This window comes from uncultured Marixanthomonas sp. (assembly GCF_963974425.1).
Classification (GTDB): domain Bacteria; phylum Bacteroidota; class Bacteroidia; order Flavobacteriales; family Flavobacteriaceae; genus Marixanthomonas.
On sequence record NZ_CAXBCK010000052.1, the window covers coordinates 1 to 25,718 of the forward strand.

Annotated in this window: 28 protein-coding genes and 1 pseudogene; 13 read left to right on the plus strand and 16 right to left on the minus strand. The window is 36.2% G+C overall.

All coding sequences use genetic code 11. The features are described from left to right. The 3 genes and pseudogenes from AACZ92_RS13715 to AACZ92_RS13725 all read left to right on the plus strand — a co-directional run. Positions 1 to 284: pseudogene (locus AACZ92_RS13715) on the plus strand (NADH:ubiquinone reductase (Na(+)-transporting) subunit F); the annotation flags it as partial. Positions 285 to 387: 103 nt separating this feature from the next. Beyond that, on the plus strand, positions 388 to 750 hold the full coding sequence (locus AACZ92_RS13720) for a Na(+)-translocating NADH-quinone reductase subunit F (protein ID WP_339702354.1): 363 nt from the start codon (positions 388 to 390) through the stop codon (positions 748 to 750). Continuing rightward, positions 747 to 1,757, plus strand: a complete 1,011-nt coding sequence (locus AACZ92_RS13725; protein WP_339702356.1) for an FAD:protein FMN transferase — start codon at positions 747 to 749, stop codon at positions 1,755 to 1,757. The genes AACZ92_RS13720 and AACZ92_RS13725 overlap by 4 nt, the downstream gene beginning before the upstream one ends. On the opposite strand, the gene AACZ92_RS13730 is transcribed toward AACZ92_RS13725, so the two are convergent. From AACZ92_RS13730 to AACZ92_RS13765, 8 genes are all read right to left on the minus strand, one after another. Continuing rightward, entirely contained in the window at positions 1,754 to 2,521 is a 768-nt protein-coding gene (locus AACZ92_RS13730; RefSeq protein WP_339702358.1) for a methyltransferase domain-containing protein, read from the minus strand. The two genes, AACZ92_RS13725 and AACZ92_RS13730, sit on opposite strands and share 4 nt — an antisense overlap. An 11-nt stretch (positions 2,522 to 2,532) precedes the next feature. Then, positions 2,533 to 3,351, minus strand: a complete 819-nt coding sequence (gene map / locus AACZ92_RS13735; RefSeq protein ID WP_339702360.1) for a type I methionyl aminopeptidase — start codon at positions 3,349 to 3,351, stop codon at positions 2,533 to 2,535. 11 nt (positions 3,352 to 3,362) lie between these two features. Beyond that, entirely contained in the window at positions 3,363 to 3,767 is a 405-nt protein-coding gene (locus AACZ92_RS13740) for a hydrolase (protein WP_339702362.1), read from the minus strand. Positions 3,768 to 3,806: 39 nt separating this feature from the next. Further along, a complete protein-coding gene (locus AACZ92_RS13745) occupies positions 3,807 to 4,400 on the minus strand; it encodes a thioredoxin family protein (RefSeq protein ID WP_339702364.1) in 594 nt (197 codons plus the stop codon). A gap of 7 nt (positions 4,401 to 4,407) precedes the next feature. Next, complete coding sequence (gene gpmI, locus AACZ92_RS13750; protein ID WP_339702366.1) at positions 4,408 to 5,922, minus strand: 2,3-bisphosphoglycerate-independent phosphoglycerate mutase; 1,515 nt, start codon at positions 5,920 to 5,922, stop codon at positions 4,408 to 4,410. A gap of 101 nt (positions 5,923 to 6,023) precedes the next feature. After that, entirely contained in the window at positions 6,024 to 6,452 is a 429-nt protein-coding gene (locus AACZ92_RS13755; RefSeq protein ID WP_339702368.1) for a DUF1801 domain-containing protein, read from the minus strand. Between the two features lie 18 nt (positions 6,453 to 6,470). Beyond that, on the minus strand, positions 6,471 to 7,238 hold the full coding sequence (locus tag AACZ92_RS13760) for a M48 family metalloprotease (protein ID WP_339702370.1): 768 nt from the start codon (positions 7,236 to 7,238) through the stop codon (positions 6,471 to 6,473). A 24-nt stretch (positions 7,239 to 7,262) separates the two neighbouring features. Then, entirely contained in the window at positions 7,263 to 8,006 is a 744-nt protein-coding gene (locus AACZ92_RS13765) for a M15 family metallopeptidase (protein WP_339702372.1), read from the minus strand. A gap of 164 nt (positions 8,007 to 8,170) precedes the next feature. On the opposite strand from AACZ92_RS13765, the gene AACZ92_RS13770 reads away from it, so the two are divergent. After that, entirely contained in the window at positions 8,171 to 8,479 is a 309-nt protein-coding gene (locus tag AACZ92_RS13770) for a GNAT family N-acetyltransferase (RefSeq protein WP_339702374.1), read from the plus strand. Between the two features lie 9 nt (positions 8,480 to 8,488). Here the strand turns inward: AACZ92_RS13770 and pepE are convergent, their stop codons facing one another. Next, positions 8,489 to 9,199 (minus strand): dipeptidase PepE, encoded by a 711-nt coding sequence (pepE, locus tag AACZ92_RS13775; RefSeq protein ID WP_339702376.1) that lies wholly within the window; start codon positions 9,197 to 9,199, stop codon positions 8,489 to 8,491. A gap of 81 nt (positions 9,200 to 9,280) precedes the next feature. On the opposite strand from pepE, the gene AACZ92_RS13780 reads away from it, so the two are divergent. From AACZ92_RS13780 to AACZ92_RS13810, 7 genes are all read left to right on the plus strand, one after another. Then, positions 9,281 to 10,096, plus strand: coding sequence for a carboxypeptidase-like regulatory domain-containing protein (locus AACZ92_RS13780; RefSeq protein WP_339702377.1), 816 nt, complete (start codon positions 9,281 to 9,283; stop codon positions 10,094 to 10,096). Beyond that, a complete protein-coding gene (locus AACZ92_RS13785; protein WP_339702378.1) occupies positions 10,083 to 10,865 on the plus strand; it encodes a hypothetical protein in 783 nt (260 codons plus the stop codon). The genes AACZ92_RS13780 and AACZ92_RS13785 overlap by 14 nt, the downstream gene beginning before the upstream one ends. 51 nt (positions 10,866 to 10,916) lie before the next feature. Next, a complete protein-coding gene (locus AACZ92_RS13790; RefSeq protein ID WP_339702379.1) occupies positions 10,917 to 11,423 on the plus strand; it encodes a DUF6702 family protein in 507 nt (168 codons plus the stop codon). Positions 11,424 to 11,493: 70 nt separating this feature from the next. Next, on the plus strand, positions 11,494 to 13,800 hold the full coding sequence (locus AACZ92_RS13795; protein WP_339702381.1) for a M1 family metallopeptidase: 2,307 nt from the start codon (positions 11,494 to 11,496) through the stop codon (positions 13,798 to 13,800). Positions 13,801 to 13,886: 86 nt separating this feature from the next. Beyond that, the gene (gene tatA, locus AACZ92_RS13800; RefSeq protein ID WP_339702383.1) at positions 13,887 to 14,174 is read left to right on the plus strand and encodes a twin-arginine translocase TatA/TatE family subunit; all 288 of its coding nucleotides are present in this window, start codon (positions 13,887 to 13,889) and stop codon (positions 14,172 to 14,174) included. Then, a complete protein-coding gene (locus AACZ92_RS13805) occupies positions 14,174 to 14,752 on the plus strand; it encodes a phosphatase PAP2 family protein (RefSeq protein ID WP_339702385.1) in 579 nt (192 codons plus the stop codon). The genes tatA and AACZ92_RS13805 overlap by 1 nt, the downstream gene beginning before the upstream one ends. Before the next feature lie 62 nt (positions 14,753 to 14,814). Further along, complete coding sequence (locus AACZ92_RS13810; protein WP_339702387.1) at positions 14,815 to 16,329, plus strand: S8/S53 family peptidase; 1,515 nt, start codon at positions 14,815 to 14,817, stop codon at positions 16,327 to 16,329. 61 nt (positions 16,330 to 16,390) lie between these two features. On the opposite strand, the gene AACZ92_RS13815 is transcribed toward AACZ92_RS13810, so the two are convergent. The 5 genes from AACZ92_RS13815 to AACZ92_RS13835 all read right to left on the minus strand — a co-directional run bounded on the left by AACZ92_RS13815 (position 16,391) and on the right by AACZ92_RS13835 (position 21,809). Beyond that, on the minus strand, positions 16,391 to 17,032 hold the full coding sequence (locus AACZ92_RS13815; RefSeq protein ID WP_339702405.1) for an O-methyltransferase: 642 nt from the start codon (positions 17,030 to 17,032) through the stop codon (positions 16,391 to 16,393). Positions 17,033 to 17,042: 10 nt separating this feature from the next. After that, entirely contained in the window at positions 17,043 to 18,599 is a 1,557-nt protein-coding gene (locus AACZ92_RS13820; RefSeq protein WP_339702389.1) for an oligopeptide:H+ symporter, read from the minus strand. 113 nt (positions 18,600 to 18,712) lie between these two features. Continuing rightward, positions 18,713 to 19,852 (minus strand): hypothetical protein, encoded by a 1,140-nt coding sequence (locus AACZ92_RS13825; protein WP_339702391.1) that lies wholly within the window; start codon positions 19,850 to 19,852, stop codon positions 18,713 to 18,715. Positions 19,853 to 19,857: 5 nt separating this feature from the next. Beyond that, entirely contained in the window at positions 19,858 to 20,940 is a 1,083-nt protein-coding gene (locus tag AACZ92_RS13830; protein ID WP_339702393.1) for an amidohydrolase family protein, read from the minus strand. An 83-nt stretch (positions 20,941 to 21,023) separates the two neighbouring features. Then, positions 21,024 to 21,809, minus strand: coding sequence for an SDR family oxidoreductase (locus AACZ92_RS13835; RefSeq protein WP_339702395.1), 786 nt, complete (start codon positions 21,807 to 21,809; stop codon positions 21,024 to 21,026). Positions 21,810 to 21,959: 150 nt separating this feature from the next. Here AACZ92_RS13835 and AACZ92_RS13840 point away from each other — a divergent pair, with 150 nt between their 5' ends. Both AACZ92_RS13840 and AACZ92_RS13845 read left to right on the plus strand, forming a co-directional pair. Then, on the plus strand, positions 21,960 to 22,967 hold the full coding sequence (locus tag AACZ92_RS13840; protein WP_339702397.1) for a lipoate--protein ligase: 1,008 nt from the start codon (positions 21,960 to 21,962) through the stop codon (positions 22,965 to 22,967). A gap of 28 nt (positions 22,968 to 22,995) precedes the next feature. Beyond that, on the plus strand, positions 22,996 to 23,298 hold the full coding sequence (locus AACZ92_RS13845) for a hypothetical protein (protein WP_339702399.1): 303 nt from the start codon (positions 22,996 to 22,998) through the stop codon (positions 23,296 to 23,298). A gap of 58 nt (positions 23,299 to 23,356) precedes the next feature. On the opposite strand, the gene AACZ92_RS13850 is transcribed toward AACZ92_RS13845, so the two are convergent. Together AACZ92_RS13850 and AACZ92_RS13855 are read right to left on the minus strand one after the other, a co-directional pair. Next, a complete protein-coding gene (locus tag AACZ92_RS13850; RefSeq protein WP_339702401.1) occupies positions 23,357 to 24,811 on the minus strand; it encodes an aldehyde dehydrogenase in 1,455 nt (484 codons plus the stop codon). Positions 24,812 to 24,820: 9 nt separating this feature from the next. Then, entirely contained in the window at positions 24,821 to 25,648 is an 828-nt protein-coding gene (locus AACZ92_RS13855) for an alpha/beta hydrolase-fold protein (protein WP_339702403.1), read from the minus strand. Between the last annotated feature and the right edge of the window lie 70 nt (positions 25,649 to 25,718).

Below are 25,718 nucleotides of genomic sequence, written 5' to 3' on the forward strand. Positions count from 1 at the left end.
TAGAAAGAGAATTTGACAACTTTAAGTTCTATTTAGCCCTTTCTGAGCCGGCTGAAGAAGATAACTGGAAAGTGAAGAAAGATATCCACGATGAAGAAGGCGACGGTTTTGTTGGCTTTATTCACCAAGTGGTAATCGATAATTATTTAAATCATCACGAAGAGCCAGAAGAAATAGAACTATATTTCTGTGGCCCACCATTAATGAACCAAGCGGTTCAAAAAATGGGAGAAGATTTTGGTATTCCAGATGAAAATATTCGCTTTGATGATTTTGGAGGGTAATGATTATCTTTTTCAAAAAGTTTAATATAAGCCGTTTCAGTCTTTCTGAAGCGGCTTCTTTTTTAAAACAAATAGTTTATAATTTTGTAACTTATAATTTAATATGAGTTTACCACTTACCAAACAAGAATTACATAATCTAGCTATGAATATAGTAGGAAAGGATCTTAAAGAAAATGGATTTGAGTTTTTAGGGATCAATTCAAAACTAAAAAAGGACCCACAGTTTGTAGCTTTAAAAAACAAAGACCTGCACTTTATTATTGTAAGGGCTACTACTTATCCTGAAGACGCCAATACCTACGATCCCATTTTTATGCAAACTATAAAAGCTCATGCCGATAAATTTGATGCTAAAACCTATTATGCTGGAGTAGGGTTGGGCCACGGAAGCGATTACGCAGAACCCGTATTAAAAGGTGAAAATTATACTATGGTTTATAACGGCTTACAAGAAATACTATGAGATATTTATTAATAATGACCACCCTTTTTCTATTGATTTCTTGTACTCAAACCACACAGGAAGCCACCTATGTTGAGGGGAAAGCTTTTGGAACAACCTATCATATACAATACTATTCACAGGAAAATTTTGAAGCTCAAAAAGGAATAGATTCTGTTGTGGAAGCTGTTAACCAATCCGTGAGCACGTACATTCCAAATAGTGATATTTCAAAAATAAATGAAGGTGATTCAAACATTATTATAGACAAAATTTTTAGAGATGTGTTTGTTCTTTCAGAAAAAATACACAAACAAACCAATGGTTATTTTGATCCCACTATTGGTGTGCTTCGCAATGCGTATGGATTTGGTGAAGCAAAACCACTTCAGAAGATAGATAGCACTACTTTAGATTCATTGATGGAATATGTAGGTTTTGATAAGGTAATACTTACTTCAGAAAATACAATTCAGAAAAAACACCCTCAAGTATACTTTGATTTTAATGCAATCGCAAAAGGCTACGGAATAGATTTGATAGGAAACTATCTTGAGCAAAACGGAATTACCGATTATTTAATTGAATTAGGAGGTGAAATTTTAACCAAAGGAACCAACCTCTCAAAACAAAAACCTTGGACGGTAGGAGTTGAATCGGTCAATTCAGATATAGATGATCGTAGTTATGCTGAAACCGTTTCGCTTACCAACCGGGCGATGGCTTCATCGGGGAATTATAGAAAATTTAGGGTTGATTCATTGACTGGTAAAAAATATGTGCATACCATAAATCCACTTACAGGAAAAGCTGAACAAAGTGATGTTACTAGTGCAACTGTGATTGCTAATACTTGTGCAGAAGCAGACGCTTATGCTACTTCTTTTATGGCACTAGGACTTGATAAGTCTAAAAAAATATTGAAAGAATTATCCAATGTGGAAGCGTACCTTACGTATACAGATTCTTTAAACCAGCAAAAAGAATTTTTAACTAGAGGAATGCAATCAAAGACTTCTGAAAATTAATTCTTTTTACAAACGGGTAGTAATTCACCTTCTGCCAAGCGGTAGGTATTGATTTCTTCTTCGGAAAATGCCTTTGTGTAATCAAGCGCTTGAACCGAAAACCCTACTGAATCCAGCTTATCGAAGTAATCCATCCCATAAATACGCACGTGATCATACTGTCCAAAAATTTTAGCACGTTCTTTAGGATCGGTTATTGAGTCGTCTTCAAAAGTAGTCTCTCTATCGTTTTCTAAAGGGATTTGTAAGATTGCTGTTCCACCTGGAGCTAAAATTCGATACAATTCCTGCATAGCTTTAGTATCATCTGGGATATGCTCTAAAACGTGGTTACAGATTATAAAATCAAATTCATTATCTTCAAAAGGCAAATTGCAGATATCGGCTTTTACATCGGCAATAGGGGAGTTAAGGTCTGTAGTAGTATACTCTAGATTCTTCATCTTCCTAAAACGCTTATAAAAAGCTTGTTCAGGGGCAAAATGAAGAACTTTTAATTTTGAAGAAAAGAAAGACGTTTCATTCTTTAAGTACAACCAACACAGTCGATGGCGTTCTAAGGATAACGTACCAGGTGCTAATACATTTTCGCGAACCTTTTCATATCCATACGGTAGGAATTTACGATAGGACTGATCATCGATAGGGTCTGTATATTTGTCGCCTCTTAAAAAAAAAGCGACAAAAGGTTTCACCAAATAACTTAACCGGATTAATAACGGCCGAGGTATTATATTCAGAAAAAAAGTAGATAGCTTTTGCATGGCTGAGCAGGTTACAGCACTAATTCCTTTTGGCGAAATTCATTTTCCTCATCACTTTCAATACCCAAAGCATCATATATATAGGCAAAAGTAGATAGCAATTCCGGTTTACCATTCACCAAAGCCACATCATGTTCAAAGTGCGCACTAGGCTTGCGGTCTGCGGTTAAAATGGTCCAGCCATCTTTTAATTGCTCAATTCGGCGCGTGCCTAAATTAATCATTGGCTCAATAGCAACAGTCATTCCTTCCACAAACTTCTTTCCGCGACCTCTACGGCCATAGTTTGGCATTTCAGGATCTTCATGCATTTTACGGCCTAAACCGTGCCCCACTAATTCGCGAACCACGCCATATCCTTGATCTTCACAATAGTTTTGAATGGCATATCCTACATCGCCTACACGATTCCCTTTTTTAAATTCACGAATGCCTACATAAAGTGACTCTTTGGTGACTTTTAATAGTTTTTTTATTTCGGAATTAACTTCGCCTACTTCAAATGTATAAGCGTGGTCACCATAAAAACCATTTTTTACAGAGCCGCAATCTATTGAAATAATATCGCCCTCTTTAAGAGGAACGTCGTTTGGGATACCGTGTACTACCTGGGCATTCGGGCTCATGCATAAACTGTTTGGAAAGTCGTACATTCCTAAAAAACCGGGAACAGCACCGTGATCTCTAATAAACTCTTCTGCCAATTTATCCAAGTGAAGCGAGGTTACGCCAGGCTTTACTTCTTTGGCTAACATCCCTAACGTTTTGGAAACAATTAAGGCTGCTTCCCGCATTAGTTCAATTTCTTCATTGCTTTTAGGTATAATCATGTTCTTCTTTTTTAAAAAGGAAACCATCCTTTTTTCTTTTTCTTGGTTTGTATGACCGGTTTTTCTTCACCAATAAGCTGTTGGTATATTTGTCCCCACTCTAATAAACCGCCAATATTTCGGTCATCAATAAAAATATCAGCGTTTATTTTACGGCTATATTTTGGATTGAATTTTTCTTCAGGAAAACTTTTATTTACAGAGTAAAACTCAACACCTTGTTCTTTACAAAAAGCTACTGCGTCATCTAAAGTCTTACCATTTCTGTACGTCCATAATATTAACCGATGTCCATTTTCTTGAAGTTTCTTTAACGTATCAAAAGCAAATAATTTGGGTTTACCAATATTTGGATATTGATCCTCAACAATGGTTCCGTCAAAATCTACCGCAATGGTCAAGGTTTCAGTAATCATGGCTTATTGTAAACGGCAAAAATACAAATATTACAGCACTTATTCTTCGTAAGCATGCTTGTAATCAGCTCCGCTTACAATAGCAAGTATATCTTTCTCAAGGCTTTCTTGAGCATGTTCTACAAAACGGCCAATTTCTTTTCCTTCTCTGTAAAATATTAAAGTGGGTACGTAATTTATATCTAATGTGTTTTCGTAACCTTCTTCTGTTAATTTTTGATGGTCCATGGCGTACAGTGTGAGCTTATCAAGGTCATAGTCCACAAATTCGATAATTTTATAGAATGCAGGAATTTCACGTTGGCTATCTGAACACCAAGAACCCATAAAGGCAGTTATTTTTACATCTTTTAAAAGTGGTTTTATCTTTTTAACTGTGGCTGTGTCCAAAGTATGAAACTCTGCATTTGCCTCAAACCACTCCGAATAAGGCTCATTACTGAAAGCTTTTTTATTTATTTCCCCTAAAAGCATATTACCGCCGTCTTCCTCGTCGGGTACTTCTCTATTAATTGAGGGAATCTTATCTTTCTCTAGCATCGTTTTTTCGGGAGATTTATCTTCTTTTTTTTGTTTTGGCGAACCGCAAGCTATAAGCGATACTGCTACAAGAGCAAAAATTATTTTTTTCATCTTTTTATTAAATTAAAGAATCCTGTGTCATGGATTCTGGTTTAGTAATGCCCATTAGTTTTAAAATAGTGGGTGCAATATCGCCTAAAATACCTTTTTTGACGTTTTTAATATCAGTATCTACAATAATAATAGGTACAGGATTAGTTGTGTGTGCGGTGTTTGGCGATCCGTCTGGGTTTCGCATGGTTTCACTATTTCCGTGATCTGCTAAAATTAGTGTCGTGTAATCGTTTTCAAGTGCGGCCTCAATAATGTTTTTAGCACAACTATCGATTGTTTCACAGGCTTTTACAGCTGATTCAAAAACACCAGTGTGTCCTACCATATCTGGATTAGCAAGGTTTAAGCAAATAAAATCGGCTGATGTCGAGTTAATTTCAGGAATAATTTTATCCCGAATTTCATAAGCACTCATTTCAGGCTTCAAATCGTAGGTGGCTACTTTTGGTGAAGGGCATAATATGCGGCTTTCACCGTTAAAAGGTTTCTCTCTTCCGCCGGAAAAGAAAAATGTCACGTGTGGGTATTTTTCAGTCTCAGCAATGCGTATTTGGGTTTTATTGTTTTGCTCAAGAACCTCACCCAACGTTTCTTTAATGTTCGCTTTGTTATAAACAACCGCTATGTTTTTAAACGATTCATCATAGTTGGTCAAGGTTATAAACTTCAAGGGAAGCTTTTCCATGTTGTAGTCCGGGAAATCTTGTTGCGTCAATGCTTCGGTAAGCTGTCTTCCTCTATCTGTTCTGAAGTTGAAGAAAATCACCACATCATCTTTTTCAATCGTAGCAACGGGTTTTTCGTTTTCCGTCAGAACGATGGGTTCAATAAATTCATCTGTAATGTTTTCAGCATAACTATCTTCAATGCTTTGAACGGCATTAGTTGAATGCTGCCCTTTTCCGAAGACCAACAAATCGTACGTTTTTTTAACGCGTTCCCACCTTTTATCACGATCCATTGCATAATATCTTCCAATAACTGAAGCTAATTTCGCATTGGTAGTTTTAAGGTGTTTTTGCAAATCTTGAATATGTCCCGCTCCAGATTTTGGGTCGACGTCACGGCCATCGGTAAAGGCATGAACAAACATATTTTTAACGCCTTCATCATTAGCTGCTGTGAGCAAACCTTTTAAGTGGTTTATATGCGAGTGCACACCACCATTGGAAACCAAACCAATAAAATGAACTTTTTTGTTATGTGTTTTAGCATAATTGAAAGCTTCCTTTAAGACGGGTTCATCTTTTAATTTGTTGTTTTCTACGGCTAAATTTATTTTTGCTAAATCTTGATAGACAATACGTCCGGCACCTAGATTCATATGTCCCACTTCGCTGTTTCCCATTTGACCTTCGGGTAATCCAACGTTCATCCCATGGGTAAGTAACTGCGCGTTCGGATATTTGGAGTATAAAGAATCGATATAAGGGGTTTCAGCTTGTTCTATGGCCGAAACAGCTGGGTCTTGTGTAACTCCCCATCCATCAAGAATAAGTAAAAGGACTTTTTTGTTCATAGCAGGGTTTAAGCCACAAAGATACTAATTAAGGAATGATGAAGAATAAAATGAGGATTGAATAAATTTGACAAATGAAAAGTACTTTAAGTGTATCTCTTTTAAAACCCTAGATTAGGAATGTGTTTAATATTATGATAGGTTAAAGCGGCTTTAATGCATTTTTTCAATTCAATTTCTGGAATGGTTTCATTCATTTGAAAAACGATGGCTCGATTTCCTTCAAAAGTAAAAATATCTTTGTAAGCCATTTTGAATGTTGGCACTAGATTACTGGTACATTTAAAATACATAGCATATTGATTTGGTGTTTTTTCTTTCCAATCAATCCGTAGGGTGCTCCCTTTTTTGGCGAGATAGCTGGGTTCGCCCCACTTTAAAGTTTCTTCTAATTTTGTTATTTCATCTATGTTTTTTGCTGTTTCAAAAATTAATTTCCTCAGGTTCGAGAGTTTTTTCTGAACCAAATCGGGATAGTTGTTGAAAATGGCTTCAACTTTAGAGTTTGTTTGAATATTTAGATTTTCCATTTACTTAAATAAAACGCATTACCCTCCATACTTTTCAATGGCCTCTTCAATTTTTTCAATTCTATTTTCAGGGTCCGGATGCGTACTTTTAAATTCGGGTAAGCGGTTAGGACCGGCTGCAGCTTTTAATATTCTCATCACTTCAATCATTTCACGAGGATTGTATCCTGCATCGATCATAAACTTAACACCTAGGTCATCACTTTCTAGTTCGTCTCCCCGGCCGTTGCCAAGCAGAACATTTTGCCCGATCCCAGCAACTAAACCACCGGCATCAGCTCCAACGGAAGCTCCTTGCGAAACGGTTTGCCAAAATTCGGTCTCTGCAATTCGCTCTGCGGAATGACGCCCTAGTACATGGCCAATTTCATGTCCTAAAACCCCAGCTAATTGATCTTCATTACTAAGTTGAGAAAACAACGCTTGTGTAATAAATATTTGTCCGCCCGGAAGCGCAAAAGCATTCACCGTTTCAGAATCTGATAACAAATGAAATTCATATTGATACGGGGTGTTTTTAGCCATACTGTTATTGATTAATTTTGCTCCTACCATATCTACATAGTCTTGCCTGCTTTTATCTTGGTAGAGTCCGCCGTATTGATCGATCATCTGTGGAGCACTTTGTAGTCCAATAGCGATTTCCTTTTCAGTAGACATGGAAATGGTCTGTTCTTTCCCAGTATACGGGTTTTCTTCTGTATTTGCACATTTCTTGAAAAAGGCAAAGGCAACAATAGCCAGACCGATAAATATCCTAATTTTCCAACTCCGTCTTGAAGCCATAATATTGGTTTTTAGAATACTAAGTTACGAAAGTAATTTGGGATTTATATCAAGAATATTTTCGGCACGGTACTTTTCAATAAACGCTTCTGAAAAATGTTCGCTCCCTTCGATTTTTTCTTTTTGTAAGATATCTTTTACCTCTAATTTTTTATATTCCTGCAGCATAGGGATTGAAACTGGAGCATAACTAAAGTGCCACGGCTCGTATTTAAAGCCTTTTCGGTTGGCGTTGTCGGTATAGACTTCATAAAACCCAAAAGAGTTGGCGTTTTCGGTAAGCCAGCTTTTTAATTTGCAAAACGGACCAGTGCCATGAAAATGTTCAGGTTGTAATACGTTTTTTGGTCGTGGAGCATTCCCATCAATAATATCAATATCGGTACCCCAATGGTGACGAGACGTTCCAGGGATAGTAGAATATTCAATTATCTTTTCAATCGTTTCGATAGGGGAGAGACCTTGTTTAGTATAGCGGTTGTATTTACCTTCAAAAATCTGTTTTTGCCGTTCAAAATTGCGGTAAGCAGATACTACTTCAATGGAAATACCTTCTTCTGCAGCGGCTTTCTTCATTTTTAAAAATGCTTTTTTAGCCTCTTTATGCATTTTAGACCTATAAGTATCACCCACAATATCTGGGTTGCCTTTTCCTAATAATTGATCAACGGTAAATTTTTGTTGAATAGGAGAGAAGGATAAATGTGGCAAAATAGCTAGAGCTGTTGCTGAAAGTATCGAGGTTTTTATAAAATCTTTTCGCTTCATTTGGTATCTTCGAGATTTGTTTAAAAGTACTATAATTATAAAACTTATGAAGCTCTCTTTTGGTATAATTCCCCCCTTCTGAAATTTTAAGTATTATTCCATTACTTCAAAAACTTGAAGAAAATACAATTCCAGAGTCAGTTTCACGAGAACGTGTTTTGGCTATGTCTCAAGAGAATTATGAATGCTTGGGGATTTACGATTCAGGAAAATTAATGGGTATTTGTGGCCTGTGGTTTCAAACCCGTCATTATGCTGGTAAAAGTATGGAACTAGATCACGTATATATAGACGATGAATACCGAAGTAAGGGCGTGGGGAAAAAATTAATGGAATATGTTACCAGATATGCTGCGGAAAAAGAATGTAACTGGGTGGAACTAAATACATATGCGCATAATTTTGCTTCTCATAAATTTTATTACAACCAAGGGTTTGTAGCCAAAGGGTATCATTTTGTAAAAGAGCTATAAGGTGTTTATTTAAAGCGTTAACTGGCTGAGTGAAGTTGAAGTCGCTATTTCTACAGGTTCTTTCCCTTGCTTAAAAATACGAGCATTGTGTTCACCTTCTAAAACAATTGAGCTACCACTAACCCGTAACCAGCTTCCTTCACGGAGACCTACTACTGGGATATTATTTTGTGTATGAAACTCTTTGATACGGGTTTCACGTGTTTCGCCCATATGTTCGCTCGATGGGTCTGGGTCTAAATAATGTGGGTTTACATTAAACGGAATTACACCTAATGTTTTAAACGATGGCGGATATACAATAGGCATGTCATTGGTGGTTTTCATGCTCACCCCACAAATATTACTGCCGGCGCTGGTGCCAAGATAAGGCGTCCCTTTAAAAATAGCTTCACGCAAGGGTTGCATCACTTGGTTTTTATATAAGGAACTGACCAAAACAAAGGTATTGCCGCCTCCGGTGAAAATTCCTTTAGCTTCGTTAATCGCTTTAACAGGATCTGGAAAGGTATGAAGCCCCACCACTTTTTTGTTCAGTTTTTCAAATGCTTTAGATGCCTTTTCGGTATATTGATCGTGTGAAATTCCTCCAGGACGGGCATAAGGAATAAAAAGGATTTCATCGGTTTCAGAGAAAAGTTCTGTCAATGCATCGGTCAAATAGTCTAAATAATTTCCGTTATAAATAGTTGAGGTACTTGCAATAATTAGGTTTTTCATGGTTCAGATTAAAAAATAATATGATAAATTTAACAAACGTACTTTAAAAAATGGCGTCTTTATATTGTAATTTAATTAATCATGCGTATTAAACTAACCATACTATTTGTTTTGTTTCCCTTGCTACTAATGGCACAGGATGTAGAAAGAGTTGTTGTTGAGGGTTTTATAACAGCTCCGCAGAGTGAAGATGTAGAGGGAGTAAATATTTATAATAACTCTACCCAAAAAGGAACTGTCACGAATGAAAAAGGGGAGTTTACATTAAAAGTGGGTGTTAACGATCGAGTATTAATAACGGCGTTACAATTTCAGAGTTTTACTATAATTGTTGATAAAGGGATAATAGATACTCAAAAAATGAAGATTTATTTGAATCCAGCTGTAAATCAATTAGAAGAAGTAATTGTAAGGCCCTATGATCTTTCTGGAAACATTGTAGCGGACGTAAACAGAGTGAAAACCTACACGTTTGCACCCAAAATGGATTTATCCTATGAAGCCTTAAATTTTAAATATGAATTTCAGCCAGACGCCTTGACTAAAATTGACGGCAACGCCGCAGAAGAGGCTCTTAATAATGAAGGTTTAAAAGATGGAGCAAATATATTGGGTATTTTAGGACTCTTGTTTCCTAAAAATATGGAGATTGATCTTGTGAAGAATAAAACCATAGAAGACCGAGTACAAATTTCTAGAACGCTACGGCAACGTTTCAGTAATGCATATATTGAAGAAACCTTTGGCATTCCCAAAGAAAAAGCAAACGATTTCCTCTATTTTGCTGAAGAAGGCGGTTTAACCGAAACAATGCTCAAAGCCGAAAACGAAATGGAATTACTCGATTATATGTACCTACAAAGTAACCGCTACAAAAAAACGAGTGAAGAAGAATAATTTACTACTATTGGTGTTTTGCATTATTTTAATTGCAGAGTGCGTGGCGCAACGAGAACAAATACAAGGGGCCATTAGCAATAAAACCGATGTTGAAGGAATTCACGTAATGAACCTTACTTCTCGTTATAATACTATTACAGGTGTTCATGGAAATTTTTCTATAGCGGTAAAAGAACAAGATACTTTATTGTTTTCATCAGTAAATTATGTGCCTAAAAAAGTAGCTATTTCGGCCGAAATAATTGAAAAAAGTATTTTGATAGTAATTCTTGACGAATTAGTAAACGAGCTTGATGAAGTAGTGTTAGGTCCTAACCTAACAGGGAACCTAGAAAGTGATCTTAAAAGTATTAAAACCAAAAAACAAATTAATTTTTACGATGTAGGTATTCCCGGCTTTAGAGGTGAACCCGAAGAGAAAATTGTACCACTTTTTGTTGCTGCTTTCCCCACGCAGGTAGATTTAGAAGCATTATATAAGCATATAGGCGGATACTATAAAAAACTTAAAATTAGACGTAAATGGGAAGGTCAAAACAATACGGTTGCTAAAGTTATCAACTATTATACATCGGCATTTTTTGAAGAAGCCTATAATATTCCTGAAGACCGATTGTATGATTTTCTACTCTTTTGTATGGAAACGAGCCTTCTTGAAAGAGACTTTAAAAAAGAAAATTATGTTTTAGTACTAAATATATTTGAAGAAAAAGGGATTGAATACACCAAAAGGTTGCAAGAAACAAAAACCAAAGAAAAGGAATAATTGTTGTAACATTTCAACATATATTGCGTCCAATTAAAACACATTGAGTATATGAAATATTTAAAAATAGCAATTCTTGCTATCGTATTCCCTTTGATGACTGCTTATGCACCAGCGCATAAATTTTATGTAAGCACGACTAATATGGAATACGTGCCTAAAAAGAAATCCGTTCAGATAATAACGAAAATTTTTATAGACGATATAGAAAAAGTACTTCAAAAACGGTATGATCCTTCCATTTCCATAGCAACAATTAAAGAAAAAGAGAAAGATATTGAGTATCTTAAAAAGTATATACTTCAAAAACTGAAAGTTACTATTAACGGGAAACCTGCAAAACTAGATTATATAGGCAGGGAATATGATATTGATATTGTAAATATTTATATTGAAATTTCAGGGGTAAACGATTTAAGTTCCATAGCTGTAAAAAATGAAGTTTTACTAGATCTTTATAAAGAACAGCAGAATATCATTCATATAAAAACTCCCGATATGCGAAGGAGCTTTATTTTAGACTCCCATAATCTTAAAGATATGTTAAACTTCAACTAAATCAATTTTCATTCAGCAACATAAAAACTATTTTTAAAACTTTTTAAAATTTCAGAAATACAAACTATCTATGAAACTACTTAAATGCCTTTCCTTAGTAATCTTGTTTCTTTCAGCAGGAACGAGTTACGCACAGGATCAAAACAATGGAAACGAGCGTGAGCCCGGACACACCAACAATAATCGCTTTAAACAACTTTATGAGGAGTTTTCTACTCCTAACCAATACCGAAGCGCTAGCGGTGCTCCTGGACCAAACTATTACCAACAGCGGGCAGATTACGAGATGAACATAGAGCTCGACGATGAAAATAAAAGAATTTATGGAGCCGAGATTATTACTTACACCAACAACTCACCAGACCCTTTAGAATATTTATGGGTGCAATTGGACCAAAACGTTCGAGCCAAAGATTCAAAATCCCCATTGATAGAACCAAGCGGAGCTGCTCCTGCCGATGCGGCGGGCTCTTTTGTGCAACAACATATGGGTGCTGCTTTTGATGGTGGTTTTAATATCCAAGAAGTTAAAAATGAAAAAGGTGATGATCTTCCGCATACTATAAACAGGACTATGATGCGCATTGAGATGCCGCAGCCCCTGTTGACAGGAGAACAATTTAAATTTTCAATTAAGTGGTGGTATAATATTCCTAATCATACTATAGATAGAGCCCGTAGTGGATATGAAGAATTTAAAGATGGTAACCGTGGCTATGTAATTGCACAGTTTTATCCACGTATGGCAGTTTACAATGACGTTGAAGGTTGGCAAAACAGTCAATTTTGGGGTCGTGATGAATTTGCTTTACCATTCGGAAATTTTGAAGTAAATATTACCACTCCTGCAGATCATGTGTTAGATGCTACAGGAACACTTCAAAATAGGAAAAAGATTTTTAGTAAAGAAATGATGAATCGTTATGAAGAAGCGAAAGAGTCATATGAAAAACCGGTGGTAATAGTAACTCAGGAAGAAGCTGAGGCAGCCTCAAAAGGATTTTCAAAAGATAAAATAACATGGAAGTTTATAGCTCAAAATGTGCGTGATTATGCATTTGCATCATCAAGACGTTACATTTGGGATATGATGGCTGTTAAGCAAAACAACGGTAATGATGTAATGGCTGTGTCTATGTATCCACCAGAAGGGAACCCTCTATGGGAAGAGTATTCAACAAAAGCCGTAGCGAGTACTTTAAAATCGTACTCTCGAATGACATTTGATTATCCATATCCTAAAGCAATTTCAGTGCACGCAAAAAATCAAGGGATGGAATACCCTATGATTTGCTGGAATTACGGACGTCCAGATGAAGATGGAAACTACAGTGAGCGTACTAAATATGGTATGATTTCAGTAATTATTCACGAAGTTGGCCACAATTATTTCCCTATGATTGTAAATAGTGATGAACGTCAATGGACGTGGATGGATGAAGGCCTTAACACATTTGTACAATACGTAGCAGAGCAAGATTTTGGCGAGTGGTACCCTGATGCTATTGCACCAAATACAAAATATCCATCTAGAAGAGGTCCTGCCAAAAACATCGTGAATTATATGGCAGGCGATCAAGATTACATCGCCCCGATAATGACGAAAGGTTTAAACACCTACAGCTTTGGTAGCAATGCTTACGGAAAACCGGCAACGGCATTAAACATTTTGCGCGAAACTGTAATGGGTCGCGAGTTGTTTGATTATGCTTTTAAAGTCTATGCTAATCGTTGGAAGTTTAAACACCCAACCCCAGAAGATTTTTTCAGAACGATGGAGGATGCTTCAGCTGTAGATTTAGACTGGTATTGGAGAGCTTGGTTTTATAGCACCGAATACACAGATATTGGAGTGAAAGATGTAAAACGTTTCTATGTAACTTCAAAAATGAACCAACAAGTACGAGATATGATGGAAGCTAGAGGCATGCAGGAGAGCGATTTACCACCATTAGTCTATATGGTTGAAGAAGGAAGCGATGATTATGAGGAAAGTATGAAAAATGCTTCTTTAGATGATGTAACCACTTTACAAGAATATATAATGGATAATCTTTCTTCTGAAGAAAGGAAAAATCTAAAAAAACCAAATTACTTTTATGAAATAGTTTATGAAAAGCCAGGAGGCATCCCGATGCCTATTATAGCTGAGTATACCTATAGTGATGGAAGTACAGAGCGAGTGAAATATCCGGCTCAAATTTGGAGAAAAAATGACAAAGAAGTAGGAAAAGTAATTGCTTCAGACAAAGAAATTACGAAGATAGTGGTTGATCCAGATGAAGAAACAGCAGATATTGATACCGAAAACAATAGTTGGCCTAAACGTAAAAAATTAGGTGATTTTGATAAATTTAAAAACAAAGTAGAAGAATAACTTTTTCTGAAATTTATATACACAAAGCCTCGTTGTTTTAACGGGGCTTTTTCGTGTAGCATAATATTCTTGTTTATATTTGCAGTATGTATGCAGAGGCAATCTTTTTATTTATAAGCGGTACCGAAATTGTATTTATACTCTTTATCGTACTACTGGTTTTTGGTGCTGATAAAGTTCCCGAAATCGCTAAAGGTTTAGGTAAAGGTATGCGTCAACTTAAAGACGCTACAAATGATATTAAATCTGAAATCACTAAAAGTGCCGAAAAACAAGGGCTTGATATTGATATTACAAAAGATGTACGTGAGGAGATTGATAAAGTAAAAGAAGATGTAGACGAAATTACCGGTCCCATTAAACGCAGATTTTAATGTTTGACATTCTAAAAGAATGGGACAGAGAGTTGTTTGTATTTCTTAACTCTTTAGGAATAGAAAAGTTTGACAATTTTTGGATTACCGCCACACAAATAGAAACTTGGACACCACTTTTCTTACTTTTCTTTTTTTTAATATTCTACTACTTTAAATGGAAACGAGGAGGAGCTATCCTTTTCTTCTTGTTGCTAACCTTCGGAATTACTATTTTCTTTACAGGTTTTGTAAAAGATTATGTTGCCAGATTAAGACCAAATAATGTTGAAGCATTGTCTGAGATTATTCGTATTCTCCAAAAACCCATTAACTATAGCTTTTTTTCGGGGCATGCATCTTCTAGCTTTTCAGTAACCACATTTATGGCTCTAATTTTAAGGCAGAAAACCAAATGGATATTTCTAGCTTACCTTTGGCCGCTTATTTTTGTAACAAGCAGAATTTATGTAGGTGTTCATTATCCAAGCGATATACTTGTAGGAGCTTTAGTAGGTACTATTTTCGCAATTATATTTTATAAATTGTGCAAAAAAGCCTTAGAGCATGACAAGCTAAAAGTTAGAGACTTAGAGTAGCTTCCTCGTATTAATTTCTATTTTTTGTATCTTGATGTTTTATTAATTAAACCATCAAACCTATGAAAAAACTACAACTTGTAGTATTGGCCACGTTCGCAATAATTGTGATAGGCTGTACAAAAGACAATCCCCTAACAGAAGAAACTCAAGAAATTGATCTTACTTCTGAAACTTCACAAGAATTATTAACTATCCCCCAAATCAACAAAATCATTGACGAACAATTGCGCCGTACGGGCGATTTTAGTTGGGATAAAACGTCCGATCAAGTATTGTGGAGTGCCACGGTGCACGGAAGCGGTATTTTAACCGTTGGATATGGAGAAAAAGGAGAAAGCTTCAGCACTGAGAAGAATGCAAGACTTACCGATTCTAAAAACGCAATCGTTTCTGAAGTAATTTCAATAGAGAAAGGTTCTCGAAAAGAAACTCTTTTCGAAGACGATGATGTACTAAATGTAATTGATGTTCAGGTAAAATCCCTGAAAACAATTACCGAATTAAGGAAACGAGACGATATTCGGTATATGGAGCCCAACGCGTATTCTTTCTTTTATAGCGAACAATATCCGCAAAACCGATCGTCTAGTGGTTGTGGCAAAGATGGCCAAACCTTAAACAATAATGATTACCGTACAATTGCACCAGGTTCTCTGGTAAGTTGGACGTATGATGAACATAATATTGAACAAGCTTGGGGCTATAGTACTGGATCTGGTGTAACTGTCGGTCTGATTGATACAGGAGTTTCACAAAGTCAGTCACTATTAGGCAGTAATTTTAACGATGGATATAGTAGTGGCCGAACCATTCAGAAATATGGAACGTTTATCGATTCATCTTGGCCGTGGTCTAACAATTATGATGGTCCGCATGATAAATGTGGTCACGGAACCAGTATGGGCTCAACCATTGCTTCCCCTAGAAATAATAATAACCTACCTGTAGGGGTGGCGTACAACTCAAACCTAATAGCGTATCGTGCTACGGAAGATGTATTGCTGAATGATTATCACGAACGTAAAGGTGTAAAAGATGCTTTACGACAATTGGCAGATAGAAGCGACGTAAAAATTATATCTATGTCTATCGGGTATCCTTGGTCTATTAACAATGTAAAAGATGCTGTACGGTATGCACATAGCAGAGGGAAACTTATATTTGCAGCTGGTGGAACTTCCTTAGACTTCACTAATTGGTATCCGGTGATTTTTCCTGCCAGTATGAGCGAAACGGTTGCCGTAACCGGAATAACCGATGATGGAACGTACGAACAGTGTGCTACTTGTCACGATGGTAGTGAAATTGAATTTACAATCGTAATGCAACGTGCAAATGATAACGGACGTACTAGTGCTGTATTAGGTTTTTATAATGGAGATACTGATTATGTAGGCGGTTCTTCAGTGGCGACTGCAACAACTGCCGGAATTGCAGCGTTGGTTTGGGAACGCCATCCAACTTGGAGTAGAAGCCAGGTGTTAAATAAGATGCGACAGAGTTCCGAGTTTTACCCTAATAAAGATAGTACAAAAGGCTATGGAAATATCGATGCTTTACAAGCGGTTCAGTAAATTATAAATAAAGTTAACAAAAATGGTTCAGAAATTTTTCTGAACCATTTTTTGTTATAAACTATATCACTCTACTAACCGTTAGCCCATCTCGAATAGGCAATAAAACGGTTTCCAGTTTAGGATGCTCATTGAGCAGTTTGTTATACTTCAGCAATGCTTCCGTATCCTTATCATCTTTTTTAACTGGCTGAACGACCTTGCCACTCCACAACACATTATCACTTAAAATAACCGATCCGCTTTTTAATTTTGGAAGAATAATGTCGAGGTACTTAGGGTAATTGCTTTTATCAGCATCAATAAAGACCAAATCAAAAGTTTGAGATAGTTTCGGAATAATTTCTAAAGCATTTCCTGTGTGCTGTATTATTTGTTCTCCAAAGCCTGAAGCATCGAAGTATTTTCGCTGAAAATCGTGTAACTCTTCATTGATATCAATCGTATGGAGCTCGCCTTCCTTTTGCATACCTTCGGCCAAACACAGCGCAGAGTATCCTGTGTAAGTTCCAATCTCCAAAATATTTTTTGGGTTTATTAATTTAGAAAGCATACTTAATACACGCCCTTGTAGATGTCCGCTCAACATTCGTGGAGCTAATATCTTTTGCCACGTTTCTCTATTTAGCTTTTGTAAAAGCTCGGGTTCAGGTTGCGAATGTTTTTGTACGTAGGTATTTATTTCTTCAGGAAGGAAATCCATATTACTGTGTTTAATGTATGCCACCCATCATTTTTTTAATGAATGGTGAAATTAATATTGCAAAGATACCCACAATTATACTAATGGTACCAAAACTTGCATACACGGAAACATACGAAAATAGTTGTTGTAAACCTTCACTGCCCGTTAAAACACTTTGAGTAGTCAACCCGCTTACTTGCTCGGTAATGGTTCCGAAAAAACCAGTTGAAAAAACAGTAGACTCTCCACTTGAAGCAGCTGTCAGTTTCGCAATTTTTCCTGCAAAAAAGTGTCCAAAGAAATTGGCAGAAAACCAAACCCCCATAATGAAAGCCGTATATTTTAATGGAGACAATTCAGTCATTTTTGACAATCCAATAGGTGATAAAAATAATTCCCCAATTGTCAGTACCATATAACCTAGTATTAAATATATCATAGAGGTTCTTGCAAAGTCGTCAACACTATTTGCAGACATCGCGAAAATTAGAAAACCAAGACCAAGAAATACAAGACCTAAGCCAAATTTTATAGCTGAATTAGGATTGCTATTTCGTTTGCTTAAAAATGTCCATAACATAGAAAAAGGCACCGCAAAAAGTATGATAAAACCTGCGTTGATGCTGTTGGTGCCTGCAGCGTCCATTCCAACTAAGTTTACATTTCTATCGGCAAATAGGGTTAATGAACTTCCAGCTTGTTCAAAAATAGCAGCGAATAATGTATATAAAATGGTGAAATAGACAGCAACTAATAATCGTTTCTTCTCTTTAATACTTACGGTTGAAATTATATACGTTATATAGGCAATTAAGAATAGCGAAACAATCCACACCAGATAGCTTTCAAATTCGTGAAACCTTACAATCGTCGCAAAAATAACTACTGATACCAAAGAACAGATTACAATCCATTTCCCTTTATTTAAACCAAGGGTTTTTAAGTTATATTTTTCAAGAGAAGGCACTTTTCCTTTAGTGCCAAATACATTGCTTTTTAAACCGCGGTTAAAAACCAAAAGTCCGGCAACCATCCCAATTCCAGCCAACACAAAACCATAGTGCCATCCATAATTTGCAGCAAACCATGCACAGGCTAAAGGAGCAATTGCAGCACCTAAATTAATGCCGAGGTAAAAAATAGTAAACCCAGAATCCCTTCTAGTGTCTCCTTGTTGGTACAATTCGCCTACAAAAGAAGAAATGTTAGGTTTAAAAAAGCCGTTTCCAACGATAATCAACCCCAAAGATCCATAAAAGAAAATAGGAAGTTCAATAGTTAGAAAAAAGTGCCCTAGTACCATTAAGATACCTCCTAGTATAATCGATTTTCTATACCCTAAAATTTTATCAGCTAAAATCCCACCAATCATTGGAGTCACATACACTAAAGACATGTACGCCGCATAAACACCAAAAGCCATATCGTCATCAAACAATAGGTGTTTGGTCATATAAAGAACTAATAGGGCACGCATTCCGTAGAAGGAAAAACGTTCCCATAATTCAGCAAAAAATAAGTAAAGTAATCCTTTTGGATGTCCAAGAACCTCAGTAGACTCGTTGTTGGTTGTCATGTTGCTCATAGTTGTATGTTAAACTTTTGAGCAATGTAGGAGCCAATCATTAAGATTGAAAAGACTGTTTTAAATTATAACAAAAAATAGTGGGTTGTGAGCAATTGTGAGTGAAGTAACAATTAATTACAAATAGTTTTATATTCTTTGTTTTCAGGTGTTTCTGAAAATTCTTCTACTAATGTTTGATCAATCACAATATTAGTAGGAACAATACGAAGTCGATATCTGCTTTCGCCTATAAAGATAAAAAGGTCGCGTCTGTCCAACTTATCGCTTCCTTCTAATTGTAGAATATCATTTATATTTTCAATAATCCGGGTGACGTAGGTTTGGTTTTTTATTTCACCGCCGAGATTAACCAAAATGCTTTGTGAAATTCCTTCAGCATATTTTCGTCTAATGGCAAACTTCAGTAAGTTTTTATATTGTGTAGTTTTAGACCCAAAATCGATTACCTGATCTACAATACCTTTGGTGGGAATATTTATTTTAACCAAACTCCAATCTAGAAAAGAGATAGCCATTTCGTTAGGTTTCGGCATGCTTGCAAGTCGAATTACCCAAATAGTAGCTAGCACTAGGAAAACAGCAATTAAAGACGTTTTGGCAATAATTTTAATAAAGTTGTTGCTGAAATCATTTCCGAAGGTTAAAAATGCTTCTGAAACTTGCGAAGTGAAGGTTAAAACAATTACCAAAACAGCGATTATTCCTATTAGTTTCAATCCTCGGTATGCGAAGGTTCTATAAAATGAAACGCCTAATAAATAACATAAAAACGCAGATAATAATAAATCTGGAATGCTGCTTATTTTTATGTTTTGAATGGTGTTTGAATCTCCTAAAATTTGAGGCAATAAAAACGTGATAACGGCAGTAGCGATAATTAGACCAATAATCTTCTTTATGTTTTTCTTATTGTGATAAATAAATTGCGGGGCGTAATAGAAATAGAAAAGCGCCAACAATAAAAACATATTGTTTACAATGGAAAGTAGGTTTACTCCCAATTGGTATCCTTGAGTATCTATAAATGAAAAGAGCATTCCTGCATAACTCCAAATACCAGAAACAACCCAAACGAACATAGCAAAACTTAAATAGAGTAGTGCTTTATCTACTCGCTTTTCAGATTCATCTTCTTCTAAAATATGTTTAAACTGTTTTCGAATGTGATACCAAATCGCTAGTAAAAGCACCCCACCGATTAATGCTATAAAAATGTGAGAAAGTATATAAAACCTAGCGACTTCTGTCATGAGTTTTAACTAAGAATTCTATTAACTAGCTTCTTTTTTGCTGCTTCGTCATCACCACAAAGCCATTGTATTACATTGTCTTCCCAAATGGCATCGCATTCATCTTGGGTTAAAATATCTCGCTCTTGGGCAAGATCTAATATTTTACCAGGATAGGAAGATTGCACCGCACTTTCCATTTCACCAAGTGGATAAGGGTCATCTAACCCCATTAAAATTTGTTTTGGGTTTTGGTTTTCTACCAATAACTTTAAGGAGCCAGTATCGTGTACCAAGGTGTCAAAGAAAATATTTTTATGGCCAACGGCTTTTCTAGGGTGTGTTTTTCCTTCAAATAAATCAGGTCTGCCATCAAAACCTTGTATACGTCGTCCTAAGTTTATTTGTGCTAATTGGCCGCCGTGTGCAAAACATGTACGCATATTTGGATATTTATCTGCGTAACCATTTAAACTTAAAAAGTGATACGCATCGGCACATTGTGCCAACATCCAGATGAGGTGGAAACGCCAAGTAGTATTTTCTAATTTGATAAACTTTTCCCCATCATAAGGATGAATTTCAACCGCTAAATTATACTTACTTGCTAATTCAAAAATGGGTTCATTTTCTTCATCAAAAATGCAACGCCACGTTCCAATGGTATCCATATAATGGGTTGGCAGGCATAAAAGCTGCAATCCTAATTCTTCTACACAGCGTTCAATTTCCCATAATGCGCCTCTTACAAATCCAGGATGTACTACAAATCCGCAGGTAAATTTCGACGGATTTTCATGCTGTACTTTTGCGTTAAAATCATTCTGAAAACGTAGCGCTTGTTTCATTTCTTCAACACGAAGTCCGTTTCCGTAGAGTTGCGAAAGGTTTAAAACTACAGCGTGATCAATTTTATAACGTTCCATCCAAGCTAATTTTTCATCTAGAAAAAAGCTGGAATCGGTCACTGGACGGCTCCAATCTTTCTGAAGCATAAACTTCCGGTCATCATCTACCCAAAAAATTTCCTTGTCTTTCATAAACTGAGGAATTTCCTCTGGATAGGGAAGTAGATGCGAATGACCGTTAATGCGAAGTTTTCGTTTCATATAAGATTGGCTTATTCAGGTTTTTTTATTCGTTGATGTATTCAGTTAAAGTTACAATAAAAAGTATTGAAAGCAATTTTTGCTTATAAGCTTTTTGTGCGGCCCCCATCAACCGGTAAATTAATACCGTTTATATAACTCGCGGCTTCACTAGCTAAAAAGGCAACCGCATACGCAGTCTCTTCAGGTTGTGCAAAACGAGCTGCAGGAACTAAACTTTTCATGAATTCAGCTGCTTCTTCTTCGGTTTTGTCAAACTTTTTAGCAGCATTACCTACAATATTATCCAAACGGTCAGTTGCTGTAAAACCTGGAAGTACATTGTTTACTGTAATACCAAAACCACCTAATTCACTAGCCAACGTTTTACTCCAATTGGCAACGGCACCACGAATGGTATTACTCACGCCCAAACCATCAATTGGTTGTTTTACCGAAGTGGAAACAATATTAATGATACGGCCATAGCCCACTTTTTTCATCCCAGGAACAACCGCTTGCACCAAAATTTGGTTACAAATTAAGTGTTGCGAAAAGGCTTTAGTAAATTCTTCCGTATCTGCCGAAAAAAGAGGCCCGCCTTTTGGGCCACCAGTATTGTTTATCAAAATATGAAATACTTTATCTTTTGTCGCGGCTTCAATTTTTTCTTTAAGGGTTTCAGGGTTTGAAAAATCGGCTACAATGTAATCGTGTCGTTGTCCGTCACCGGTTGGTAATTTCGACATGACATCTTTTAGTTTATCTTCATTTCTGGCAACTAAGGTAACGCTGGTCCCTAACGATGCCAATTCCATTGCTGATGCTTTTCCTATTCCGGCACTACTTCCGCAAACAAGCGCCGATTTAAAATTCAAATTCAAATTCATGAGTTCTTAATTGAGCGATTTATATACTTTGTTCTGTAAATATACTATGATTTTATGGGACACTTTTATGTTACACCCTATTTCTGAAATGTGACGTCTTTCCACAATTTTTGAGTATCTTGAAAATTCAATTTTACTAAAAACAATGCTATGATTTTTATTGAAAATGAAGGGGTTACCAATCCACATCTTAATTTGGCTTTAGAAGAATATATTGTCCGAAACTTCAGTTTTGACAATGATTATCTCTTATTTTACATAAATGAACCTTCTATAATTATTGGTCGAAACCAAAATACCTTAGAAGAAATTAACCACGAATATGTGGAAGAACACGGTATTAAAATAGTTCGACGTGTCTCAGGCGGGGGAGCGGTGTATCATGACTTCGGAAACTTAAACTTCAGTTTTATAACCGATCACGATATTAAGAGTTTGAACAATTTTAAAAAAGTAACGGCACCTGTTGTAAAAGTGCTGAACAGCATGGGTGTCCCAGCTGAAATGAAAGGAAGAAACGATGTCGTTGCAAACGATAAAAAGATATCTGGTAATGCACAGTTTTCAACTGGAAAACGAATGGTAAGCCATGGAACTTTATTGTTAGATAGTGATTTAAGTGAGGTTGCTAATGCACTGCAGGTTAAGATGAGTAAGATCGAAAGTAAAGGTCACAAATCGGTACGGAGTCGGGTGGCTAATATTTCAGAATTTATGGAGGAAAAGATGGATATTGAAACGTTTCGATCCAAAATTTTAGAAGGTTTATACCAAGAACGGGACGATTTCGAAACCTATCGCCTTACAGATGAAGAATGGGAAGGTGTTCACAAACTAAAAGAAGAAAAATACGACACTTGGGAATGGAATTACGGAAGTTCGCCAAAATTCAATATACAACGTGAACACAGATTTGCTGCTGGAACATTAGATCTTCGAATTTTTGTTGAAAAAGGACACATTCAAAACTTTAAAGTGTTTGGTGATTTCTTCGGAAGAGAGCCTGTTGAAAAGCTAGAAGAATTATTCATTGGCGCCCGTTATGAAAAAACTGACATAGAAAATATACTAGAAAACGTCGATATCGAAGCATATTTCGGCGCCATCCCGAAAGAGGATTTTATTAATTTAGTATATGGGGCGGATGAGGAAGATTAGTTTTTTTAATTAGTGTTTTTAAGGAGAAATGTTATTAGGATATTTTGATTATACATTTTTTGCTGTTCTCATTTTTCTAAATTTTAGATTTTGGAACAGAAAAATTGATTGGAAAATAGGCTGTTTAATCGGTGCAGTATCTTTTGGTATTGTTTTACCAATTCTTTCAACTGCAATTGAACTTACCAGAGTAAAAATTACATCAGGACCTTGGATGGATAGTTTCGAGGTTGTTTATACATTTTTACGTTTTCCTACTTATTGGATAGTTGGAATTATTCAAGCAATTATTATTGGAATAAATTTGAGTTATAAAAAAAAACAGAATTAGATAAATCTGAGTGAAATATACTATTCACTACTTCTTTCTACCTACTAAAAACTACCCACTACGCTCTATCACTATATTTAATACAAACATTTTTTGGTTCGGTAAAAAACCGAAGCGCTTCAAAGCCACCTTCCCGGCCTACGCCGCTGTTTTTCATACCGCCAAAAGGGGTGCGTAAATCACGGTTAAGCCACGTGTTTACCCAAACAATTCCAGATTGTAATTGTTTAGACAATCGCATAGTTCGGTCTAGGTTATTAGTCCAAAGTGTAGCTGATAAGCCATATTGTACTCCATTAGCCATTTGTAGAGCTTCAGCTTCGGTTTTAAATGGCATAAGAGTAACTACTGGGCCGAATATTTCTTCTTGGTTTACACGACATTGATCGTCGTATACTTCAATAATGGTGGGTTGTAAATAATATCCATTTTCTAAATTATCAACCGTAACAGTCTTGCCACCAAAAAGGATTTTCCCGCCTTCTTCTTCAGCAATTTTAATATAGGATTGTACTTTTTCTAAATGAGGTTTCGATACCAACGCACCCATATTAGTTTCAGCATTAAACGGATCGCCAACTTTTAATTGTGATACTTTTTCAATAAAGTCTTTTTTGAATTGTTCGTAGATGGATTCTTCTATAAAAATCCGGCTTCCGCAAAGACAAACCTGTCCTTGATTGGCAAACGAAGACTTTACTGTCGTTTCTAGCATATTCTCATAATCACAATCAGCAAAGATGAGATTGGGGTTTTTTCCGCCTAATTCCAACGATAGCTTTTTAAACATCGGGGCAGCGGTGCGAGCGATATGCTCACCAGTTTTAGTGCCGCCAGTAAACGAAATAGCTTTGATATTTGAGTGTTCCACAATGGCTTGTCCAGCAGATGGTCCCGTGCCGTGAACGATATTCAACACGCCTTTTGGTAAACCAGCTTCCGTTAGAATGTCACCTAACAAATAAGCGGTCATCGGTGTTACTTCGCTGGGTTTTGCTACGACTGTATTTCCCGCTGCAATTGCAGGAGCAATCTTCCAAGTAAATAAATATAAAGGAAGGTTCCACGGTGAAATACAACCTACAACACCCAAAGGCTGTCGCAACGTAAAATTCATACTATTCAACCCTACGCTTTCGTGGGCTTCACTGGCAAATTGTGTGATGGCATTTGCAAAAAATCGAAAGTTAGCAGACGCTCTAGGAACATCTATGGCTAACGCTAAACTTAATGGTTTGCCATTGTCTTTGGCTTCAGCTTCAGCTAATTTGATTAATTTTTCTTCAATTAAATCGGCTATTTTTAAGAGAATACGGCTACGCTTTTCAATGGTAGTATTGCTCCATTCTGGGAAAGCTTCTTCAGCAGCCTCGTATGCCTTCGCTACATCATCTGCGTTGGAATTTGCTATTTGTGAATATACCTCACCGTTCGACGGATTATAGTTGTCCAGCCACTTATTGGATTGTGGTTCGATATATATTCCATCAATATAGTTTAGGATTTTTTCCATAGCAGTAGGTTATTTTTTCTCTTGCGAAGCAAATAATTTTTCAAAAGCATCGTAAACGGCCAAATGTAAAGCATCGCCGTGATCTTGTTCTTTTAAAAAGTGATAATATAAAGACGTATTGCTCTTTTTGTTTTTTTCTAATTTTTTATGAAGTTGTTTTGCAACCCGCTTCATCACATTTCCTTCTTCGCCAACAGCGACGTAAATTGATTTTTCAGTGTCATACAATTGTGGTTCCCTTTTAAGTAAGGATTCATAATCGTACCACAAACTTGGACTAACGATAATGTAGTTTTTAAACAGATCAGGTTTTTTAAATAATATTTCTGTCGCCAATAAGCCACCCAATGATTGCCCAATCAATGTTTTTTCTGAAGTTACGGGATATTGCTTTTCCACAAAAGGTTGTAGCTCTTTTTCTAGAAACGCAATGAATTTTTCTGAATGACCCGTTTCAGGATATTTTTTTACATATTCCTTATCAGTAGATGGGTACGTAAAATCTCGATTTCTGCTCACATTGGCAATCCCAATTACTATGGTTTCTGGAATCATATTAATCCATGAAAAAGAACCAAACTGAACCAAGCCAGCAATATGAATAAAATCTTCATCGGCCGACCCATCCAACAAATAAATAACGGGATATTCTTTCTCTTCGGAAAAATTATGTGGCAAATACACGTTTAGAGCTCGTTCTTCCTTTAGTATTTCAGAATGAAACGTAAGCGTTTCCCCAATTGAAAATGGTTTTTTTGAAACTTCAATAGGCTTTGTTTGCGCATAGCTCATTGAAACAACTAAAAAGAAAAGTGCAATTTGGTGTATTGATTTCATATTTAACTAAATTTTTACTCACTACTCACTACTCACTACTCACTACTCACTACTCACTACTCACTACTCA

Bases quoted from the DNA above. Each gene is read 5' to 3' on its own strand.
- AACZ92_RS13720 (WP_339702354.1), top strand. From the start codon at position 388: ATGAGTTTACCACTTACCAAACAAGAATTACATAATCTAGCTATGAAT.
- AACZ92_RS13725 (WP_339702356.1), top strand. From the start codon at position 747: ATGAGATATTTATTAATAATGACCACCCTTTTTCTATTGATTTCTTGT.
- AACZ92_RS13730 (WP_339702358.1), bottom strand. From the start codon at position 2,521: ATGCAAAAGCTATCTACTTTTTTTCTGAATATAATACCTCGGCCGTTA.
- map (WP_339702360.1), bottom strand. From the start codon at position 3,351: ATGATTATACCTAAAAGCAATGAAGAAATTGAACTAATGCGGGAAGCA.
- AACZ92_RS13740 (WP_339702362.1), bottom strand. From the start codon at position 3,767: ATGATTACTGAAACCTTGACCATTGCGGTAGATTTTGACGGAACCATT.
- AACZ92_RS13745 (WP_339702364.1), bottom strand. From the start codon at position 4,400: ATGAAAAAAATAATTTTTGCTCTTGTAGCAGTATCGCTTATAGCTTGC.
- gpmI (WP_339702366.1), bottom strand. From the start codon at position 5,922: ATGAACAAAAAAGTCCTTTTACTTATTCTTGATGGATGGGGAGTTACA.
- AACZ92_RS13755 (WP_339702368.1), bottom strand. From the start codon at position 6,452: ATGGAAAATCTAAATATTCAAACAAACTCTAAAGTTGAAGCCATTTTC.
- AACZ92_RS13760 (WP_339702370.1), bottom strand. From the start codon at position 7,238: ATGGCTTCAAGACGGAGTTGGAAAATTAGGATATTTATCGGTCTGGCT.
- AACZ92_RS13765 (WP_339702372.1), bottom strand. From the start codon at position 8,006: ATGAAGCGAAAAGATTTTATAAAAACCTCGATACTTTCAGCAACAGCT.
- AACZ92_RS13770 (WP_339702374.1), top strand. From the start codon at position 8,171: ATGTCTCAAGAGAATTATGAATGCTTGGGGATTTACGATTCAGGAAAA.
- pepE (WP_339702376.1), bottom strand. From the start codon at position 9,199: ATGAAAAACCTAATTATTGCAAGTACCTCAACTATTTATAACGGAAAT.
- AACZ92_RS13780 (WP_339702377.1), top strand. From the start codon at position 9,281: ATGCGTATTAAACTAACCATACTATTTGTTTTGTTTCCCTTGCTACTA.
- AACZ92_RS13790 (WP_339702379.1), top strand. From the start codon at position 10,917: ATGAAATATTTAAAAATAGCAATTCTTGCTATCGTATTCCCTTTGATG.
- AACZ92_RS13795 (WP_339702381.1), top strand. From the start codon at position 11,494: ATGAAACTACTTAAATGCCTTTCCTTAGTAATCTTGTTTCTTTCAGCA.
- tatA (WP_339702383.1), top strand. From the start codon at position 13,887: ATGTATGCAGAGGCAATCTTTTTATTTATAAGCGGTACCGAAATTGTA.
- AACZ92_RS13805 (WP_339702385.1), top strand. From the start codon at position 14,174: ATGTTTGACATTCTAAAAGAATGGGACAGAGAGTTGTTTGTATTTCTT.
- AACZ92_RS13810 (WP_339702387.1), top strand. From the start codon at position 14,815: ATGAAAAAACTACAACTTGTAGTATTGGCCACGTTCGCAATAATTGTG.
- AACZ92_RS13815 (WP_339702405.1), bottom strand. From the start codon at position 17,032: ATGGATTTCCTTCCTGAAGAAATAAATACCTACGTACAAAAACATTCG.
- AACZ92_RS13820 (WP_339702389.1), bottom strand. From the start codon at position 18,599: ATGAGCAACATGACAACCAACAACGAGTCTACTGAGGTTCTTGGACAT.
- AACZ92_RS13825 (WP_339702391.1), bottom strand. From the start codon at position 19,852: ATGACAGAAGTCGCTAGGTTTTATATACTTTCTCACATTTTTATAGCA.
- AACZ92_RS13830 (WP_339702393.1), bottom strand. From the start codon at position 20,940: ATGAAACGAAAACTTCGCATTAACGGTCATTCGCATCTACTTCCCTAT.
- AACZ92_RS13835 (WP_339702395.1), bottom strand. From the start codon at position 21,809: ATGAATTTGAATTTGAATTTTAAATCGGCGCTTGTTTGCGGAAGTAGT.
- AACZ92_RS13840 (WP_339702397.1), top strand. From the start codon at position 21,960: ATGATTTTTATTGAAAATGAAGGGGTTACCAATCCACATCTTAATTTG.
- AACZ92_RS13845 (WP_339702399.1), top strand. From the start codon at position 22,996: ATGTTATTAGGATATTTTGATTATACATTTTTTGCTGTTCTCATTTTT.
- AACZ92_RS13850 (WP_339702401.1), bottom strand. From the start codon at position 24,811: ATGGAAAAAATCCTAAACTATATTGATGGAATATATATCGAACCACAA.
- AACZ92_RS13855 (WP_339702403.1), bottom strand. From the start codon at position 25,648: ATGAAATCAATACACCAAATTGCACTTTTCTTTTTAGTTGTTTCAATG.